18 protein-coding genes are annotated in these 18,899 nt (G+C 74.1%); 5 read left to right on the top strand and 13 right to left on the bottom strand.

Annotated elements, in window-relative coordinates:
- Positions 1–17: 17 nt before the first annotated feature.
- From RM446_RS05610 to RM446_RS05595, 4 genes are all read right to left on the bottom strand, one after another.
- Entirely contained in the window at positions 18–1,460 is a 1,443-nt protein-coding gene (locus tag RM446_RS05610) for a DUF5719 family protein (protein ID WP_311544038.1), read from the bottom strand.
- Positions 1,457–4,711, bottom strand: coding sequence for a glycosyltransferase family 2 protein (locus tag RM446_RS05605; RefSeq protein WP_311544037.1), 3,255 nt, complete (start codon positions 4,709–4,711; stop codon positions 1,457–1,459). The genes RM446_RS05610 and RM446_RS05605 overlap by 4 nt, the downstream gene beginning before the upstream one ends.
- A gap of 213 nt (positions 4,712–4,924) precedes the next feature.
- Complete coding sequence (locus RM446_RS05600) at positions 4,925–5,212, bottom strand: WhiB family transcriptional regulator (protein ID WP_311544036.1); 288 nt, start codon at positions 5,210–5,212, stop codon at positions 4,925–4,927.
- Between the two features lie 234 nt (positions 5,213–5,446).
- Entirely contained in the window at positions 5,447–7,033 is a 1,587-nt protein-coding gene (locus tag RM446_RS05595) for a mediator complex subunit 15 domain-containing protein (RefSeq protein WP_311544035.1), read from the bottom strand.
- A gap of 444 nt (positions 7,034–7,477) precedes the next feature.
- Between RM446_RS05595 and cofD the strand changes: the two genes are divergently transcribed.
- The 3 genes from cofD (at position 7,478) to RM446_RS05580 (ending at position 10,601) form a co-directional block, all read left to right on the top strand.
- Entirely contained in the window at positions 7,478–8,452 is a 975-nt protein-coding gene (cofD, locus tag RM446_RS05590) for a 2-phospho-L-lactate transferase (RefSeq protein WP_311544034.1), read from the top strand.
- Entirely contained in the window at positions 8,449–9,744 is a 1,296-nt protein-coding gene (locus RM446_RS05585) for a coenzyme F420-0:L-glutamate ligase (protein WP_311544033.1), read from the top strand. The genes cofD and RM446_RS05585 overlap by 4 nt, the downstream gene beginning before the upstream one ends.
- 191 nt (positions 9,745–9,935) lie before the next feature.
- Positions 9,936–10,601: a lytic polysaccharide monooxygenase auxiliary activity family 9 protein gene (locus RM446_RS05580; RefSeq protein ID WP_311544031.1), complete on the top strand. Its 666-nt coding sequence runs from the start codon at positions 9,936–9,938 to the stop codon at positions 10,599–10,601.
- 185 nt (positions 10,602–10,786) lie between these two features.
- Here the strand turns inward: RM446_RS05580 and RM446_RS05575 are convergent, their stop codons facing one another.
- Complete coding sequence (locus tag RM446_RS05575) at positions 10,787–11,653, bottom strand: hypothetical protein (RefSeq protein ID WP_311544030.1); 867 nt, start codon at positions 11,651–11,653, stop codon at positions 10,787–10,789.
- Positions 11,654–11,917: 264 nt separating this feature from the next.
- On the opposite strand from RM446_RS05575, the gene RM446_RS05570 reads away from it, so the two are divergent.
- A complete protein-coding gene (locus RM446_RS05570) occupies positions 11,918–12,610 on the top strand; it encodes an HAD family hydrolase (protein WP_311544029.1) in 693 nt (230 codons plus the stop codon).
- Between the two features lie 123 nt (positions 12,611–12,733).
- Here RM446_RS05570 and RM446_RS05565 read toward each other — a convergent pair whose 3' ends face one another.
- From RM446_RS05565 to purU, 7 genes are all read right to left on the bottom strand, one after another.
- Positions 12,734–13,336 (bottom strand): Asp23/Gls24 family envelope stress response protein, encoded by a 603-nt coding sequence (locus tag RM446_RS05565; protein ID WP_311544028.1) that lies wholly within the window; start codon positions 13,334–13,336, stop codon positions 12,734–12,736.
- Between the two features lie 7 nt (positions 13,337–13,343).
- Positions 13,344–13,949: a DUF6286 domain-containing protein gene (locus RM446_RS05560; RefSeq protein WP_311544027.1), complete on the bottom strand. Its 606-nt coding sequence runs from the start codon at positions 13,947–13,949 to the stop codon at positions 13,344–13,346.
- A 51-nt stretch (positions 13,950–14,000) separates the two neighbouring features.
- Positions 14,001–14,390, bottom strand: a complete 390-nt coding sequence (locus RM446_RS05555; protein WP_311544026.1) for an Asp23/Gls24 family envelope stress response protein — start codon at positions 14,388–14,390, stop codon at positions 14,001–14,003.
- A gap of 46 nt (positions 14,391–14,436) precedes the next feature.
- Positions 14,437–14,607: a hypothetical protein gene (locus RM446_RS05550; protein WP_311544025.1), complete on the bottom strand. Its 171-nt coding sequence runs from the start codon at positions 14,605–14,607 to the stop codon at positions 14,437–14,439.
- A 278-nt stretch (positions 14,608–14,885) separates the two neighbouring features.
- Positions 14,886–15,257: a hypothetical protein gene (locus RM446_RS05545; RefSeq protein ID WP_311544024.1), complete on the bottom strand. Its 372-nt coding sequence runs from the start codon at positions 15,255–15,257 to the stop codon at positions 14,886–14,888.
- 3 nt (positions 15,258–15,260) lie between these two features.
- Positions 15,261–15,749 carry an Asp23/Gls24 family envelope stress response protein gene (locus tag RM446_RS05540; RefSeq protein ID WP_311544023.1) on the bottom strand — a complete coding sequence of 163 codons (489 nt, stop codon included), beginning with the start codon at positions 15,747–15,749 and terminating at the stop codon, positions 15,261–15,263.
- Positions 15,750–16,120: 371 nt separating this feature from the next.
- On the bottom strand, positions 16,121–16,990 hold the full coding sequence (purU, locus tag RM446_RS05535; protein ID WP_311544022.1) for a formyltetrahydrofolate deformylase: 870 nt from the start codon (positions 16,988–16,990) through the stop codon (positions 16,121–16,123).
- Between the two features lie 210 nt (positions 16,991–17,200).
- Between purU and RM446_RS05530 the strand changes: the two genes are divergently transcribed.
- Entirely contained in the window at positions 17,201–18,421 is a 1,221-nt protein-coding gene (locus RM446_RS05530) for an alanine racemase (RefSeq protein ID WP_311544021.1), read from the top strand.
- Positions 18,422–18,488: 67 nt separating this feature from the next.
- On the opposite strand, the gene RM446_RS05525 is transcribed toward RM446_RS05530, so the two are convergent.
- Positions 18,489–18,887, bottom strand: a complete 399-nt coding sequence (locus tag RM446_RS05525) for a DUF3618 domain-containing protein (RefSeq protein ID WP_311544019.1) — start codon at positions 18,885–18,887, stop codon at positions 18,489–18,491.
- Between the last annotated feature and the right edge of the window lie 12 nt (positions 18,888–18,899).

Genomic DNA, 18,899 nt, shown 5'->3' with positions numbered 1-18,899 from the left:
CGGCGCCGACAGGCCGACTACTCCACGATCGCCGTGAGAGAGTCCTCCACCGCCGGCAGCGCCACCTCGTCGGGCGCCGGCACCAGCGGCTGGACGGATGTCGCGGTGTCGCCGCCGCTCTCCTGGGTGAGCACCCGTCCGGCGTAGGCGGGGACGTCCCCCTGGATCCGCACGGTGAAGGCGTGGGCGCCGTCGGGCGCGGGGAGTTCGGCCGTGGCCGTGCGATCCGCGCCGATCTCCGTGCGGACCGCCTCGCCGTCGGCGGAGCCGTCCTCGGCCACGGGCGTCACGACGGCCGTGGCCGGCCCCTCCAGCGCGGTGAAGACCAGGCGCGAGGAGGTCCCCTCGGGGTTCGCGGGCACCACCGCCCTGCCGTCGAGCGGGCCCTGCAGCGGTTCGGCGGCGGCCGAGTAGGCGGTGTCGTCGCCGTCGTCGCGCACGGTCGCCACCCCCGCCACGATCGGGCCGTCGGCCTCCACCACTGCGGTGGCCGCCTTGTCTCCCAGCAGGCCCTCCAGGCTGAGGAAGGCGCCGGCGGCCGGCGGGACGCTCAGGTCGGCGAGGCTCTTGTGCTCGACCCGCCCTTCGTCGGTGTACAGGCGCACCTGGGCGGTGACGGCGCTGTCGCCGGGGGCGGCGACGAGCAGGTGCTTGGTGCCTCCGCCCGGCGGGACGGCCGGGATGACGTGGGTCGCGGCGGGCTCGGCCGTCGGCGGCACCCAGTCCTGCCCGGTGCCGCCGCGGTCGGCGAACAGTGAGGCCGCGACCCGCCCGGAATTCGTACGCACGTGCACCACGGCGGTCCGGCTGCCCTGGACCAGGTCGGTCAGCTCCACCTCGGTGCCGCCGTGCGGGTCGACGGCGATGCCGCGGGTCTCCTCCGAGTAGACCGGGCCGTCGGCGATGTAGACGTCGACGTTGGCGGTCGCCTGGTCGCCGTCGGGGTTGGCCAGCAGCAGGCGCAGCTCCTCCAGCTCCGTACCGCCCGGTGCGGCGAACCAGGTGCTGATGCCCGGCCGGGGGCAGCGGACCTCGGTGGCGTAGGCGCCGTCCTCGCCGACGGTGGTCTGGGCGACCTCCAGGCCCGCTGCTGCGGCGCCCCGGGCCGAGACGACGGTGTGCCGCTCGGAGCCGCCGGTGTCGGCGATCCACAGCTGCCCGGCCTCGGCGGGCTCGCCCACCTCGGGGGTGTCCGCGGAGTTCTCGGCGGCCGAAAGCTCTCCGCCGCCGCTGCCTCCGTCGGGGCCGACCGCGAACGCCGCCGCCTGCGAGGCGCGGTCGTCGCCCTGCGGCGGGGGGCACATCCGCATCGACGACTGCACGGGCGCGGTGTCCGGGGACTCCGCGCCCCCGGGAGCGGCGCCTACCGTGCGAGTGGCGGAGGCCACACCGAACAGCGCGGTCAGCGCGATCAGCACCAGCCCCAGCAGCGCGAAGCGGTTCTCGACGATCAGCCTCACTGGTCGCTCCCCTCGCTTCCGGCGCTGTCGGCGCCGCCCGCCCTCTCCGTGCCCCGCCCGCCGGCTCGGCGCGTCCCGCGGGCCCGGTGGCCGCGGGTGGCCGAGCGGGTGCCGGCGGAGCCGCGCAGCCCGGCCAGGGCCGGCCGGCGCGGCCGGGGGGCCGGCTGGGCCTCCTCCTCGCGCAGGTCCTCCTCGGTGCGCACACCGGGCAGCGCGAAGACGGCCACCATAACCAGCAGGCCGCCCTGGGCGGCCAGCCACGTCCAGCGCAGCGGGTCGCTCTTGTCCAGGCGGAGCGGTCCGCCGGCGGCGGGCAGCTCGAAGGTCGTCAGTCCGCTGCGGTTCTCGCCGGCCGCCAGCGCCTCGCCGTCGAGGGTGGCGCTCCAGCCCGTCCCGGCGGGCTCGGCGAGAACCAGGGTCCGCCCGCCGGAGCCGGAGGGGACCCGGTAGGCGCCCTCGCCGCGCCGCTGGAGCACGACGGGCTCGCCGTCGCCGGCGACCTGCAGCCGCCCGGTGGGCTCGTCCAGCCGCCACAGGCCGAACCGCTCGGTCATCAGGACCCGGGAGACGCCCGGTACGCCGTCGAGCGTGTCGACGGGGGTGGTCGAGGCATCGTCCGACTCCGGCGGGCGCGGCATGAGGACGTACCCGATGCCCAACCTGGCGAGCTCCTTCGCCTGGTCGCCGCCCTGCCCGGCGACCAGTCCGGCCGCGGTGGCGTCCAGCGCGTCGCCGATGCCCTCGGCAGCGGGGATCTGGCCCTCGCCGATGCGGGGCTCGCGTCCGCGCAGCACCGCGTAGCGAACCGGACCCTCGGACCCGGGCGAGACCACGAGGGTGCGGGCGTCGCGGGCGTCGGAGCTGACGGCACTGAGCATGCCGGGGATCCCGGGACCGCCCTGGCCGGTCAGCGGCCCCTGTGCGCCGTTCCACATCCACACGCCGGCGGCGCACACGGGTGTAGTCAGGGCCAGGGCGGCGGCACAGGCGACGAAGGCGCGGCGCGGACCGCCCATCGACCACATCACGCCGAAGGAGCGGGCTGTGGTCGCCGCTGACAGCAGCATCGCGGTCGCGGCGAAGGCCAGCGCGACGCCGGGCCATGCGGGCGCGCTGGGCCCGCCGTACCAGGGCTCGACGGGCACGCGGCTGATGACGATCGCGACGAGGATGCCGAACAGCGCAACGCTCCAGCCCACGGCGATCTGCATGCGGTACCGCAGGAGCAGCAGCGCGAACAGGGCGGCGGCGAGGAAGCCGGCGGTGACCCACACCGGCGGGCTCCCGGGTCCGCCGGGAGAGAGCATGAGCAGCTGCTCGGCGCTGGGCGGCGGCGAGGAGAGCTCCGGACGGTGCAGCCCGGCCTCCAGGAGCCACAGGGAGGGGTGCAGGAACAGTTCCGCGGACCAAGGCAGCAGCAGGACCAGCGGCACGCACAGCGCGATGGAGAGACTGCCGTAGAGGCGGCGGCCCAAGTGGCCGAACGCGACCGCCACCAGCACACCGGTGATCAGTGCCAGCAGCCACAGCAGCGGCACGAACGCGGTGCCGGCCGCGAGGAACAGGGCCAGCGCCCACGCCGTTCGGCGCGACTGGCGCGGCGGCAGCGTGAGCAGCCGGGTGAGCAGGATGCCGAGCACGGGCAGCAGCGCGTGCACCACCGCCGTACCCAGCCGCCCTTGGGCCACGGCTCCGGTGGCCATGGGCAGCAGGGCGTAGGAGCCGGCCATCCACACCTGGGCCGGGCGGTAGTCGAGCACGCGCCGCGCGAGGAGGTAGGCGGTGAACCCGGCGAGCGGAACACAGCCCAGAACGATGACGGTGACCGCCAGCCACGGCTTGCCCAGCAGCAGTGTCGACAGCAGCGCCAGCACCCCGACGTACGGCGGCGCCGGCGCACCCGCGCCCGCGCCGACCTCGGGGCGTCCGGTGAGGTAGAGGTTCCACAGGTCGGCGGCTCCGCCCGTGACGGGCGGCAGCGCGCCGCCCGACAGCTCCGCTCCGAACAGCAGGGAGCGCTCGGCGACCAGGGTGACCACGGCGAGGGTCGCGACCAGCAGCACGCCGGGGCTGCGAAGGGCGCGCATCAGCATGCTCTGGTCGTCGTCGAGCGGGTCCTCGTCGTCACGCGGCGGCGCGGTGACCGCCTGGTGGCGGCCGGGGGTGTCCAGTCCGGGCGTTCCGGCGACCAGGTTCGACACCGCGTCCGTGAACTGCCGCAGCGCCACGCCGCGGGCGAGGAACGGGCGGATGGCGCTGTAGGTGCGCTTGCGGTTGCGGCGCCGCCGGACGCGGGCGCGCAGGAGCCGGAAGGGCATCAGGTACACGGCGCTGATGGCCACGGCCTCGTCGAACGCGTTGGCCGGCTGCTTGGCGGCGATGTACATCAGCACCCGCAGCAGCGACGCGAAGGTGTTGCGCACGAACGCGGCGAGCATGCCCCCCACGGGCAGGTTGGCCAGCAGCACGAAGATCGCGTTGCGGCGGTCCAGGCGGCGGGGGTGGTCGGCGGCCGCGCTGATGCGCCTGCGCCGGCGGGCGGCGGCTTCGGCGTGGTAGGCGACGGCGTCGGTGACGATCAGGACGCGGTGGCCCGCGCTGCCGGCGCGCCAGCAGAAGTCGATGTCGTCGCGGAAGACGGGCAGGGCGCGGTCGAACCCGTCGAGCTGGTCCCACACGTCGCGGCGGACGAGCATGCCCGCGCTGGAGACCGCCAGCACCGCGCGGGTGCCGTCGTGCTGACCGTGGTCGAACTCGCGCGACTCCAGCCCGGTCTCGCGTCGCCCGGCGCCATCGATGGTCACCCCGGCCTCCACGAGCAGGCGGCGGTCGAACCAGTCGCACAGCTTGGGCCCGAGCACGGCGGCGCGGGGGTCGTCGTTGGCGGCCAGGAGCAGATGCTGCAGCGCGTCGGGGTCGGGCGTGCAGTCGTCGTGGACCAGCCAGACCCATTCCGTGGCGTCGGGGGCGGCTCCGGGGAACTCCGCGCGGGCGCGCCGCAGGTCGAGGGCGGCCCGAACGGCGTCGCCGAATCCGGTGGAGCGGTCCAGCGTGGTGATGGCGTCGGGCGCGATGAAGTCGGCGAGGATGCGGCCGCTGCGATCGCGGCTGCCGGTGTCGACACCGATGACACGCTGCACCGGCCGTGACTGCTCGCGGACGGCTTCCAGCGTCTCCGGCAGCCAGCGCGCGCCGTCGTGGGTGACGATGACGGCTGTGACGATGTGGCGAGCCGGGTCCAGAGGTAGCACGGCTGGGCTTCGCTCTCGGGGGTTCGAGGTCGGGTTGCAGCGACCGGTCGAGTCGCCTGGTGACGGCAGAACACCTTACGCCACCTGCGGGCGCTTACGTGCCGATATCTTCCGCTACGGGCTGCGCATTAGCACCTGTCCGGTAAAACGAGGATAAAAAACGCGTGCCCCGGGTATAAACCCAGGGCACGCGTTCAGCGATCCCGAAGGCGGTCACAGCATGTCGGCGAGGAAATCGAAATCCTGGCCGGCCGCTTTCTTGAGCCGCCGCCGCTCGCGTTCGGAGAGTCCCCCCCAGATGCCGAAGCGCTCATCGTGCTCCAGCGCATATTCCAGACACTCCGCCCGCACCTCGCAAGACAGGCAGACCTTCTTCGCCTCGCGCGTCGAGCCGCCCTTCTCGGGGAAGAACGCCTCGGGGTCGGTCTGCGCGCACAGTGCGCGCTCCTGCCAGCCCAGATCTTCATCTGAACCGTGCGCCAGCGGGATGACCTCGCTCATGCGCACCTCCTATTGCCCCCCTAGATGTACCCTCCCTTTAGACCCCCGGGAGGGTGGAATCACACCTGGAAATTACACGCGTGAGACTCGCTATACGTCAAGCGCGCTGCGTGGTAATCCCCTGAATATCATGTAACAAACGACCATCGCGCGTCTACCCGTGCGGGTCGGCTTCAGCGGATTACCACGCAATTGTGGGGGCTGCGGAGCGCGCAATGCGCCGGCGGCGCGGGCTCAGCGCCGGTCGTCGTCTCGGTACCACCCCTGGTTCTCGGTCCCATCGGCGCCCTGCTGGCCGTAGGGCGTGCCGTAGACGGGGTCGATGGCCGCCGTCTGGTCGGTGGCGGTGTCGTCGGTGAAGAACGGCTCCATCGGGGTGTCGCGCCGCGGCTCGGCCGACTGCTGTTCGGCGGGCTGCTGGTACCAGCCGTACTGGATGGCGTCCTGGGCCGCCTTCTCCCCCTCACTGCCGGGCTGAGGCGCGTACTGCGCGGGCTCGTAGGGCGAACTGTAGGCCGACTGACCGCCGGTGCCCGCGGCATAGGGCTGCTGATCGCCCGTGCTGTAACCGGGCAGGCCGCCGGCGTAGGCCTGCTGGCCGCCGCTGCCGGTGCCGTAGGCCGACTGGCCGCCCGTCCCGTAGGCGGACTGGCCCCCCGTGCCGTAGGCCGACTGGCCGCCCGTCCCGTAGACGGACTGGCCGCCGCTGCCGGTGGCGTAGGGCTGCTGGCCGTAGGCGTCGTAGCCGGGCTGGTAGCCCTGCCCGTATGCGCCCTGGCCGTAGGAGGTCTGCCCGCCGGTCTGTCCGTAGGCGGGCTGGGCGGTCTGGTAGGGGTCCTGGCCGGTGCCGGCCTGCGGGTAGGCATCGGCCCCCTGGCCCTGCCAAGTCGGGGTGTAGGACTGCTGGCCCCCGCTGCCCGCACCGTAGGCCGGCTGGCCCGCCGGGTCCGGGAAGTAGCCCTGCCCCGCCGTCGGGTCGGTGCCGTATGCCTGCTGCGCGCCGTAGGCCGACTGGCCCATCGGGTCCGGGGAGTAGCCCTGCCCCGCGATCGGGTCGGCGGCGTACGGCTGCTGGGCCGCCGGCTGCTGCGCACCGTAGCCGTAGGCCGTCGACGGGTCGCCCGCGTAGGTCTGCTGCTGGTTGGGGTCGTAGGCGCCCGGCTGCGCGGGTGCCCCCCCGTAGGACTGCTGGCCGGCCCAGTCCTGCTGCGGCTGGGGCTGGTACGCGGCCTGGCCGCCGGTGGAGTAACCGGGCTGGGCGAACGGCTGCTGGCCGCCGGTCTGCGGGGCGAAGGACTGCTGCGCACCGGTCTGCGGCGGGAACCCGGGGGTGCCGATCGGCATGCCCTGCTGCGGGGGAGCCGAGCGCGGAACCAGCTCGTGGTCGCCGAACACCCGCAGCATGAACAGCCCGGCGAAGACGGTGACGGCCAGCTGACCGCCGACCGAAAGGAACGAGGTGAAGCCGTCGGCGATCTCACCGCTCTCGTTGGCGTCGATGAAGCCCATCACGACGCCCACGACGCCCATCAGGGCTGCGAAGCCGGTCATGATCAGGGCGGTGAGCACCACGGGGAAGTTCACCGACGTCTTGACGGGGGCGGTGGCCACCAGGGCGACCGCACCGGCGAGGAGTCCCACCAGCAGCGGGCCGTGCAGCAGGTCGGTGCCCACTGCGGTGAAGTTGGCGGCGGCCGTGGCGTCGTACGTGCTTCCGTGGCCCATGACGAAGATGACGCCGCCGAGCATGTGTGCGGCAACAGCACCGAGCAGCGCCCAGGCAGCGGGCACCCGCAGGCGGTTGAGTGCTTCGTTGTTCAAGAGAGGTTCCCCTCCGGTGCTTCGCCGCCGCGTCCCTCGCGCCGGTGGAAGCTTCGCGTTTCAACGGATTGTCACGCCCGATCCGCCCGGCGGCGATGTGCGGTCGCCGGGCCGGGGAGCGCTGCTTTGTGGGGGTCGCCACCGCGGACGGGCGCCGCGCCGGTCGGGCCCGAGCCTATGGTGTCGTCGCGCCGGAACCACCGCTCCGCGCCCCGGACGCGGACCTGCGCGTCCGGACTCCGGTGCGCCCGGACCGGAGTCCGGGATGGTGCCGGGTGTGCCTGCCGTCCTCGGGCCACCGCCCTGCTTCGGGGCGCCTGCGCCGCGGGCCCGCCGTTCGCCACCCGCGGCCCGGCCGGGACGCGGTGCGCCTCGGTCGTCCGCTCCCCGCAGGCGGCGGAGAGTATGGCACATACACCGGAACAGCCTGCCAGACTTGGGCGCATGCGGATAGTCGTACCGGCAGGCGGTATCGGGGGCGCGCGGTTCCTGCGCGGGCTGAAGAGGGAGCTCGGGGTCGGTTCCGATCCCGTCGGCGAGGAACCGGCGATCACGGTCATCGGAAACACAGGCGACGACATCACCCTGTTCGGACTGCGGATCTGTCCGGATCTGGACACTGTGATGTACACCCTGGGCGGAGGCATCGACGAGGAGCGGGGCTGGGGGCGGGCCGACGAGTCCTTCACCGTCAAGGGGGAGCTCGCCGCCTACGGGATTCAGCCCACCTGGTTCGGTCTGGGCGACCGGGACGTCGCCACCCACATCGTCCGCGCGCAGATGATGGCCGCGGGCTACCCGCTCTCTGCGGTCACCGAGGCGCTGTGCGACCGGTGGCGCCCGGGCGTGCGCATGCTGCCCATGACCGACGACCGGGTCGAGACCCACGTGGTCCTCGACGACGGGGCCGGCGGTCGCCGCGCCGTTCACTTCCAGGAGTGGTGGATCCGGCACCGCGCCTCGCTGCCCGCCCGCGAAATCGTCGGCGTGGGCGCCGAGGACGCCACGCCGGCGCCCGGCGTGCTGGAGGCGATCGAGCAGGCCGACGCCGTTCTCCTGCCGCCCTCCAACCCCGTCGTCAGCATCGGCTCGGTGCTGAGCGTGCCGGGCGTCCGCGAGGCTCTGGAGCGCGCCACCGTGGTGGGCGTCTCCCCGATCATCGGCGGCGCACCCGTGCGCGGGATGGCCGACGCCTGCCTGCAGGCGATCGGGGTGGAGACCAGCGCCCGGGCGGTGGCCGAGCACTACGGGCCCGAACTGCTCGACGGCTGGTTGGTGGACGAGGCCGACGCGGGAGCGGTCGTGGGCGGAGTCGCCGTGCGCTCGCTGCCGCTGTACATGAGCGACCCCGAGGCGACGGCCGCGATCGCCCGGGCCGCCCTCGACCTCGCGGCCGAGCTGAAGGAGCACCCGGCATGAACGACGCACCGGCCGAGGAGCTGAGCGTCCTCGCCGTCACGGGCCTGCCGCAGGTCGGCCCCGGCGACGACCTCGCGGCGCTGATCGCCGAGGCCGCGCCCGACCTGCGCGACGGTGACGTGCTGGTCGTGACGTCCAAGATCGTCAGCAAGGCCGAGGGGCGCATCGCCGAGACCGACCGCGAGTCCGCTATCGACGCCGAGACCGAGCGCGTCGTGGCGCGCCGCGGACCCACCCGCATCGTGCAGACACGCACCGGGCTGGTGATGGCGGCCGCGGGTGTGGACGCCTCCAACGTCGAGCGGGGGCGCGTGCTGCTGCTGCCCGAGGACCCCGACGCCTCGGCGCGCGCCCTCCGCGCCGGACTGCGGGAACGCCTGGGCGTGCGCGCTGCCGTAGTACTCAGCGACACTTTCGGGCGGCCCTGGCGCGTCGGGCAGACCGACGTGGCCGTGGGCGCGGCGGGGATCGGCGCGCTACGGGACCTGCGCGGCGGCCGGGACGGCTACGGCAACGTGCTGGAGTCGACCCTGCTCGCCGTCGCCGACGAGCTCGCCGGCGCCGGCGAGCTCGTGAAGGGCAAGGCCGCGGGCGTACCCGTGGCGGTGGTGCGCGGGCTCGGGCACCTGGTCACCGACGACAACGGGCCGGGCGCCGCCGAGCTGGTGCGGCCCGCGGACGAGGACATGTTCCGCTACGGCTCGCGCGACGTGGTGCCCGCCCGCCGCACGGTCCGCGACTTCACCGCAGACCCGGTCGATCCCGAGGCGGTGCGCCGAGCGGTCGCCGCCGCGGTCACAGCGCCCGCGCCGCACCACACCACGCCGTGGCGCTTCGTGCTGGTGGAGTCGCCGCAGGTGCGCACCCGGCTGCTGGACGACATGCTCGCCGCCTGGGTGGCCGACCTCGTGCGCGACGGCTTCAGCGAGGAGCAGATCATGCGCCGCACCCGCCGCGGCGACGTGCTGCGCCGCGCGCCCTACCTGGTGGTGCCGTGCATGGTCGCCGACGGCGCGCATCCCTACCCCGACGAGCGCAGAGCGTCGGCCGAGCGGTCGATGTTCCTCGTGGCCACGGGGGCCGGCGTGCAGAACCTCCTGGTGGGCCTGGCCATGGAAGGGCTGGGTTCAGCGTGGGTCTCGTCGACGATGTTCTGCCCCGACGTGGTGCGCTCGGTGCTGGGGCTGCCTCCCGACTGGCAGCCGATGGGCGCGGTGGCCGTGGGGCACGCGGCCGAGCTACCCCCGGACCGCCCACCGCGCGACCCGGAAGCGTTCGTCCTGGTCCGCTGAGCGGGCGGAAGCCCTCGGGCACGCATCAGCCGGGCGCGCGTCGAAGCCGCGCGCCCGGCTGTTTTCGGCAGGCCTCTCGACAGGTTCGGAAACACTGTGTTTCACGCCGGTTTCGGCGGGTATCCAGGAAGTTGTATGGGAGCGCTCCCGAACACCCGGATGTCCCCCACCGGAACTACGGAGTACGCGAAATGCAAACATCCGCGCACGCCGCCCCTCGTCGTGCACTCACTGTCCTCACCGCGCTCGCGGCCGCCGTGGCCTGCATGGTCCCGCTCGCCGGCAGCGCCTCCGCCCACGGCTCGATCGTCGATCCCGCCAGCCGCAACTACGGCTGCTGGGACCGCTGGGGCGACGACCACCTCAACGAGGACATGGCCGAGGAAGACCCGATGTGCTGGCAGGCCTGGCAGGACAACCCCAATGCCATGTGGAACTGGAACGGCCTTTACCAGAACAACGTCAACGGCAACCACCAGGCCGCCGTCCCCAGCGGCACGCTGTGCAGCGGCGGCCACGCCGAGGGCGGCCGCTACGACTCGCTGGACACGCCCGGCGAGTGGAAGACAACGAGCATCGGCGACAACTTCACGCTGAACCTCTACGACCAGGCTTCGCACGGAGCCGACTACTTCGAGGTCTACGTCAGCAAGAACAGCTACGACCCCACCAGCGAGCCGCTGGGCTGGGAGGACCTGGACCACATCAAGACCACCGGCAGCTACGCGCCGGCCCAGGACATCCAGATCCCGGTCAGCACCTCCGGCTACGACGGCCGCCACGTGATCTTCACGATCTGGAAGGCCTCGCACATGGACCAGAACTACTACATCTGCAGCGACGTGGACTTCGGCTGAACCGGCTGACAGGCGTCGCCCCCGGCGCGCAGGCCCCGGCGGACTCCGTCCGCCGGGGCCTCGTGCCCCCGAGCACCGCCGACGGTCAGAGATCACCGTTGATCTTGTAGCCATCGCAAACGGAAATCGATTTCCTTCACGATGGCTACAAGATCGACGGGGTTCTGCGCAGACCCGACAGTCGGTCAAGCGCTCGCTGTTCCGGTCTGGGCCTGGGGTTCGAAGTGGCCGCGCAGCAGGCTCTCGCGCTCTTCGTCCGTGGACAGCGGACACGTGGAGCAGCGCTGGCCGGAGAAGCGGTAATAGAAGCAGCAGCCGCCCGCGACCATGAACATCCGCTCGGGCCGGTGCTGCGGGCGCCCCGCCAAAGCCAGCGGGAACGGTCGCTGGCGCGGCGCGACCCGCGACCGGTCCAGGTTGAGGCACTGCACCATGCGGCGGGCGCGCTCCCAGGCTGCGGTCTGGTCGGCGCCGACCTCCTCCGAGGCCAGCAGCAGCGCGGAGTGCAGAGCGTCGGCGACCATGCTCCACTGCGGGCGCAGCCCGAAGCGGGTGGTGGCGCGCACGGCGTGCACGGCCGGTTCGAGCGCAGCGGCGGCGGAGCCCACGAACCAGCGGTCCAGTTCGTCCTCGGACTCCACCGTCACCGTGTCGGGGCGCCCGGCCATGGGGTCTCCCGGCAGCACGGCGGCGTCGGAGCGGCGCAGGGCCACGCGGTCCAGCCGCCCGCCCTCCATGCGGCGCACCCACACCAGGTGGGCCTCCAGGCGCGGCGCCCGGCCCGTGAGGTAGGCGGACATGGCCGCCAGGGTGAGCACCTGCCGCCCCAGGTCGGCGGCGAGGAAGGCCGACGCGGAGATGCGGTGGCCCTGGCAGGTGGCCTCCGTGAGGCGGTCCAGGAGTTCGGGGATGTGCTCGGGCACCCGGTCCAGCCGTACCCACTCGGCGCCGCGGGGCTCGGGGTCGCGCGCGCCCAGCAGGTCGGTCTTGAAGTACAGGTCGCGCTCGTTGACCCAGTCGACGACCCCGGAGAGCGGATGGCTGCCCGGCATCAGACCCCCTTCGCGGCTCGGAGCGTCGGCCGTGGCCGGCAGTCGCCGCCGGAACGCCCGGTATCGATAGGTAAGCCTATCCTCATACCACCCGGCTGTGTCCAGCGGGCCGGGCGGCCGCCCGCCCGGGGCGCGAGGCCGCCGGGGCCGCACGGGGCCGTGTGGACTAACGTGGCGGCTGCGGGCGCGACAGGGCCGCCGAGCACGGGCGGCGCCGGTGCCGTCAGGCGCCCGCGATCGGCAGGCCGAGGAGAAGGGGCGCGCGTGGGCAAGCGACTTGTGCTGTGGGACGTCGACCAGACGCTGCTAGACATCGGCAGGCTCGGCGCCGAGATCTTCTCCGCGTCCTTCGCCGCCTGCACCGGGCTCTCCGAGCACGCCGCCACCCGCGGCCCCGGGCGCACCGACTGGCTGGCGTTCGACGAGACCTGCCTGGCCAACGGCGTCGACCCCTCCGAGGAGGCCTTCCGCCGCTTCACCGCGGCCCAGGAGGCCGGTGCTGAGGAGAAGTACGCGTCGATCACCGGGCTCGGCCGGGTACTGCCGGGGGTACCGGAGATCATGCGGAGCTGCGCGGAGCACCCCGACGTCGTCTCGTCGCTGCTGACCGGCAACACCCGGCGGACTGCGGAGCTCAAGCTCGCCGCGCTCGGGCTGGACGGGCTCGTCGACACCGCGCTGGGCGGCTACGGCGACGATCGCAGAGACCGCCCCGAGCTCGTGGGCGTCGCGCGCGAACGCGTCCACCGGGCCACCGGCACCTCCTTCACCCCCGACACGACCGTGCTGGTCGGGGACACGCTCAACGACGTGCGGGCAGCGCAGCTCGGGGGCGCGCGCATGGTCGCCGCGGCGACCGGTTCCGCCTCGGCCGCGGACCTGCGCGCCGCGGGCGCCGAGGCCGTGTTCGACGACCTGTCCGACACCGGGGCAGTCCTGGCCGAGCTGCTGAGCTGACCGCGGCGGCGCCGCAGAGCAGGACGCCGCGCCCCTGCTCACGGGCGGCCGCGCCCTGCGCCCGACCCGCACCGACCGCCGGTCGGCGGTCGGCGGGCGTGTGTCCGGGGCGTCGCGGGACGCCTATTGCGGTGTGCGCCGCGGTCTCTTGGGCGGTGCCGTCGTCGACATGCGGACGACCGTAGGCAGGCCGTCCCGGTCCAGCGCAGTCCGCAGGTCGGCCAGCACCTCCGAACGCACGCGACGCCACAGGTCCGCGACGTCGGCGTCGTCGGCGAGCGTAAGGTCCAGCCGCAGGTGCGGAGTGAGCGCGGAGTCGGTCACCCGCGCCCGCGCACGGCGCACGCCGTCGTAGGCGGCGACCGCCTCCTCGAAGGCCCCACGGGCCGCTCCGGCGGACATCTCGGTGGCGCCGCGCCCCGAGTCGGGTTCGACGACCAGCCTGCCGACGGCGTCGCTGCGGCCCTGGACGATCATCCAGCGCAGGGCGAGCAGCCCCGCCAGCACCGAGACGGCGACCACACCGTAAGAAAGCAGGGTCCCGGTCCCGGCCGCGCCCGAGGGCAAGGAGCCCACGTCGGCGTCGGCAAGCCGGCGTCCGAGCAGGCCGCTACCCGCGGCCAGCGCCAGCGCACCGGCTGCCGCCAGCACCGTCCCGACCAGGACGAGCCCGCACCTGTTGCCGCGCGACGTCCTGCGCGCGGTGGATGCCGGGGTATCGGTCATGCGCCCCTCACGCCTTCGTGTGCCGCACGCTCGCGGTCACCTTGAACGGGGTGACGGGCTCCAGCTCCGCCAGCCGGCGGCCCACCGCAGCGGCGACCTCGCCGCGGAGCTCGGGCGCCTCGCGCAGGTCCGTGCGCACCCGCACCCGGACCCTGCGGCGGCCCACTGCAACGCGGGCCGCACGCACCCCGCCGACCTCCTGGGCCGCGGAGGCCAGCGTGCGCTTGAGCCCCGAACGCGACAGCCCCACCACAAGTTCGGGGTCGGCGGTGCGCAGCGCGGTGAAGCGGCCCCGCCCCGGCAGCAGCGCCACCGCGATGAGCACCAGTCCGATCGCTGCGGCCACGGCGGAGGCGGTCTGCACGACGGGGTCGCTCCACTGCGCCGTCGCGGCGTACTCGCCCGCTGCGGAGGTGACCGAGGTGCGCATGGGAGCGCCCGCCAGAGCCGAGGCGACCTCGACCGCGGCGAGTGCGGCGACGCCCAGGACCAGGGCGCCGACGATCAGCGCGGGCCAGGAGCGCCGCGGCCGGAAGGTGTGCACGGCCACGCGGCTCGCGCGCCGGGTGGCGTCCGGGTCCGGCCGGCTCAGCGCGTCCTCCACGGTTGTCATGGGTTCTCCCCCCTTCCGCGCCGGCGCACCGGTGAGCCGGGGCGTCCGGCCTCATGCCGTGCGACCGCGGCGCACCAGTTCCGCGATCTCGATGTCGACACAGCGCACCGACATACCCGTCATCCGCTCGACCTCGGCGGCGGTGTGCTCCCGCACCCGCCGCGACGTCTCGCGCGCCGACCGCGGGTAGGCCAGGACGATGCGCAGGCGCAGGGTGGCGGTCCCCCCGTTGCCGGTGATCCGGACGCGCGCCCGCACCCTCCGACGGCCGCGCCGCACTCCCCCGCCGAGCCCGGCCACGCCGGAGACCTCGGCGGCGGCGCGGGCCGCGATGGCGGCGACCGCGTCCTCGCCGATCATGGTCCGGCCGCGCTCCTCGGCGGGAGCGGGCTCGCCGCTCCTGGCGGAGCGGCGCAGCAGCGGAGCGGGAGCGGCGGTCACGGCCCGCACCCCGTTCCGCCCGCGCGCGCGGCGCGGCCGGCGTCCGTCATCTCCTGCGGGTGAACAGCTCCGCCAGGTCGATCTCCCCCTCGAACGCCCGGCCGACCAGGAACCCGATCGCTCCGAGCACCAGCACCAGAGCGAACGCCCCGAATCCGCCGAAGGCGCCGGCCAGTCCCAGCACCGTTCCGAAGGCCAATCCCACGACGGGCCACATGTGCCTTACCTTCCTGCTCGCCCCGCTCGACGGCCTGCGACCGCCGGCGCGCCGGCCCCCGTGCCGGCGCGCCGGCGGCGCCGCCTCCCCCGCATGCGCACCGCCGCTCGGAGCGGAGGCGCGGCCCGCCCTCCCGCGCAGCACGCGTCGGAGCGGCCGATCGGCCCCCCATTCCTGCCGCCGCCGGGCCGCTCGGCAGCGCAGGGCGGCACCGGCCGGGTACGGCCGCGCCGTTGCGGCCGCGCGCAGCGGCGCCCGGCTCCGGCCGGGCGCCCGTGTCACCCCGCTTCACCGCCGCCCTCCCTCACGTTCCCGTCCTCGACCGCGTCCTCGACCGAGACGTGCACCCGGCCGCCGCCCCCGCGGACGGCCGCGCGCACCGCCTCGTGGACGCCGGTCGCGGTATCGGGGATGGGCCGGCCGAGCGATACGACCACCCCCACCTCGACGCCGCCGCCGCGCACGGCGACACCCTCGATACGGCCGCCCGGCGCGGGCGTCGCCGTGGCGCCGAAGGGTCCCGCGGAAAGGCCGGACACCCCGGGCACGGCCAGAACCCGCCCGCGGATCCGGCGTGCCAGGACCGCGGGCCCGCGCTCCGCCGCGGCGGAGGGCCCCGGTGACGGGCTGCTGAGGCGGTCCTCGCTCATCGCCTACTGCACCCGCGGCTCGGAGTCGTCGGCGGCGCCGCTGTCGTCGTCGGGCAGGTGGATGTCGTCGACGGCGATGTTGGCCTCGGTGACCTCCAACCCGGTCATGTGCTCCACAGCGGCGATCACGTTGCGGCGCACCGCTGCCGCCAGGTCGGGGATGGCAACGCCGTACTCGACCACGAGGTCGATGTCGAGGGCGGTTTGGCGCTCCCCGACCTCGACGGCCACGCCCCGCGCCGCACCGCCGGTGTTCGCTCCGCCGGCGACGCGGTCGCGGACCGCTCCGAAGGGCCGCGAGGCGCCGCCGCCCAAGCGGTAGACCCCGCCGACCTCGCGCGCGGCCATACCCGCGATCTTGGCGACGACGTGGTCGGCGATGGACGTGCGCCCGCTGCCGCTGACCGGGTCGCGGGACCCGGTGCGCGCGGCGCCGCTCGGAGTGCCCTCCCGCGCGCCCGGCACCGTGGCTTCCGAGGTGGTTTCGGTCATCATGTGCTCCCGTGATCGGATCGACCGGCCGAGGGCGCGTCCGCGTCTCGCCGGGGTCCGGTGCGCCACCGCGGCGCGCTCGCTGTCGTTCGCTCCACACCGTCCACACGCCGTGGAGAGGTCCCGCTCATGCCGACGCCCAAGTGAACTGCGCCACATGGGCGGACCCGCTGAACGGCATTCACTCTAACGTCACATAGAGTAATCGGCAATGCTCGAAGTGTTACTTGATCGCGTCGCGAACCGGCGGATCCGAGTGCGCCCGGCGGCCGGGGACGGACCGCCCCGCGGCGGCGAGGACGTGCGCGATGGAACGGGCCGCTGCGCGGCGGCGCAAGGGGAGCGTGGGCCGCGGCCTCCCGCGGCCGGCGTCAGCGGAAGACGACGGTGCGCTCGCCGTTGAGCAGCACCCGGCGCTCGGCATGCCAGTTGACGGCGCGGGCCAGCGCCAGCGACTCCAGGTCGCGGCCGATGGCGGCGAGCTGCTCGGGGCTGTGCGTGTGGTCGACCCGCGAGACCTCCTGCTCGATGATCGGCCCCTCGTCGAGGTCCGCGGTGACGTAGTGGGCGGTCGCACCGATCAGCTTCACACCGCGCGCGTGCGCCTGGTGGTAAGGGCGGGCTCCCTTGAAGCTGGGCAGGAAGGAATGGTGGATGTTGATGATCCGCCCGGACATCTTCGCGCACAGGCCTTCGGAGAGGATCTGCATGTAGCGCGCCAGCACGACCAGGTCGACGTCGTAGGCGTCGACGAGCTCCAGCAGGCGGGCCTCCTGCTCGGCCTTGGTGCCGGCACCCACCGGAAGGTGGTGGAAGTCCAGGTCGTAGGAGCGCGCCAGAAACTCCAGGTCGGGGTGGTTGGAGACCACCGCGGCGATGTCGGCCTCCAGCAGGCCGCTTCGCCGACGGTAGAGCAGGTCGTTGAGGCAGTGCCCGAACTTGGACACCATCACCAGCATCCGCGGCCGGACGTCGCGGGGCCGCAGGTCCCACTCCATGTCGAAGTCGCCGGCCAGCGACGCGAACGCGCCGCGCAGCGCGTCCTCACCGGGGGCGGCCTCCTCTGCGGTGAACTGCGTGCGCAGGAAGAAGCGCCCGGAGTAGGAGTCGCCGTACTGCTGGCTCTCGGTGATGTTGCAACCGTGCCCGGCCAGGAGGTTGGCCACGCCCGCCACGATCCCTCGGGCGTCGGGGCAGGACAGGGTCAGTACGTACTCGCGTTCACTCGGACCGGCGCTCATAGGTCGGCGTTCTCCCGGGATAGGCGGGCTGGTAAAGCCGGGAACACCAGAGTAGCCGCGGACGGGAAGGGCCGTACCCGGGTACCGGGTCGGTCACCGCCCCGCGTTCCTGCCCGCCCCGGCGCCGACCGACCGGAACCGGCCCGTTTCGCCGCCGCATTCCCGCCCCGAACATGAATAGTCCTCGGATTCTTGTGGGATGCTCCGCACATGACGAGCACGACGAGCGTCCGCGAGCACTACGAGGCGGCGACGCGCGAACTCAGCGCCCCCTTCGCGATCGTCGACATGGCGGCCTTCCGCGCCAACGCCGCCGACATCGCGCGACGGGCGGCGGGCACGCCCGTCCGCGTCGTCAGCAAGTCGATCCGCTGCCGGCACCTGCTCCGCGAGGCACTCGCCCAGCCCGGCTTCGCCGGCATCATGGCGTTCACCCTGCCCGAGGCGCTGTGGCTGGCCGACGAGGACTCCGGCGGCCCGGTCGGCGACGACATCCTGGTCGCCTATCCCACCGCCGACACCCGCGCCGTCGCCCGGCTGGCCGCCGACCCGCGGGCGGCGGGGCGCATCACCCTGATGGTCGACGACATCGCGCACCTGGACATGATCGAAGCCGCCGGGCCCGATCCCGCGCACCCGGTCAAGGTCTGCATCGACGTCGACACCAGTTGGCAGCCGCTCGGCCCCCGGCTGCGGATCGGCGCCCACCGCTCGCCTGTGCGCACCCCCGCCCAGGCCGCGGCGCTGGCGCGGGCGATCGCGGCCCGCCCCGGGCTGCGGCTGGACGGCATCATGGCCTATGAGGCGCAGATCGCCGGGGTGGGCGACGCGCCGCCCGCCCGCCCCCTGTACGGCCGCACCCTGCGGTGGGTGCAGCACCGCTCCCGCATGGAGCTGGCCCGGCGCCGCGCCGCCGTGGTGCGCGCCGTCCGCGGCGTCGCCGACCTGCGCTTCGTCAACGGCGGCGGCACCGGTAGCGTGCACACCACGAGCCGCGAACGCGCCGTCACCGAGGTCGCCGCGGGCTCCGGGTTCTACCAGCCGCGACTGTTCGACCATTACACCGGCTTCTCCGGGCGCCCGGCGGCGCTGTTCGCGCTCCCCGTGGTACGCCGTCCCGGTACCGGCGCGGCGACGGTGCTGGGCGGCGGCTACCTCGCCTCGGGCGCACCCGACGCCGGCAGGCTGCCGCAGCCCTACCTGCCCGCCGGCCTGTCCTACAGCTCTGCAGAGGGCGCCGGCGAGGTGCAGACGCCGCTGCTCGGAGCCGCCGCCGACTCGCTGGCCGTCGGCGACCTGGCCTGGTTCCGCCACGCCAAGGCCGGTGAGCTGTGCGAGCGGTTCTCGCACCTGCACCTGGTCGAGGGACCTGAGCCCGCGGAGGCCACCGCGGTACCCACCTACCGGGGCGAGGGCCGGGCGTTCCTGTGAACGCGAAACGGCGCCCCGCGGTGCGGAGCGCCGTCCGGAGGTTCCGGGGCCGCAGAGAGCCGGCTGCCTAGCCCCTGCGGCGGCGCAGCATCGCGGCAACGCCGACCGCGACGACCACGCCCACGCCGGCGCCCAGGATCAGCACCTCGGGTGCGATGCGGCCGCGCGACGTGTAGGTGGAGACGACCTCGTCGTCGCCGCGCAGCCGGACGCTGCCCTCGGGCGGCTCCACGACGTGGCTGTCCAGCCGTACCGCTTTGCCTCCGATCACCAGAGCACGGGCCTCGTCGGCGAGGTTCGCACCGGTACCGCGGACGCGGTCCCAGCTGCGCCGGGCGACGTTGGCGGGCTTGGTGCGGTCGACGATCCCGTCGAGGGCCTCGGACAGCCTCCGCTGCCGCCGCTCGATCTCGGCCTGCACACCCGCGGCGTCCCGCGGCAGGGGCGCGGACTCGCGTTCCTCCATAAAGAGCTTCCT

This window comes from Streptomonospora wellingtoniae, assembly GCF_031845375.1.
Lineage (GTDB): Bacteria > Actinomycetota > Actinomycetes > Streptosporangiales > Streptosporangiaceae > Streptomonospora > Streptomonospora wellingtoniae.
Note: the sequence above shows the minus strand (reverse complement) of the source record. Positions and strands in the feature narration are given on the sequence as shown.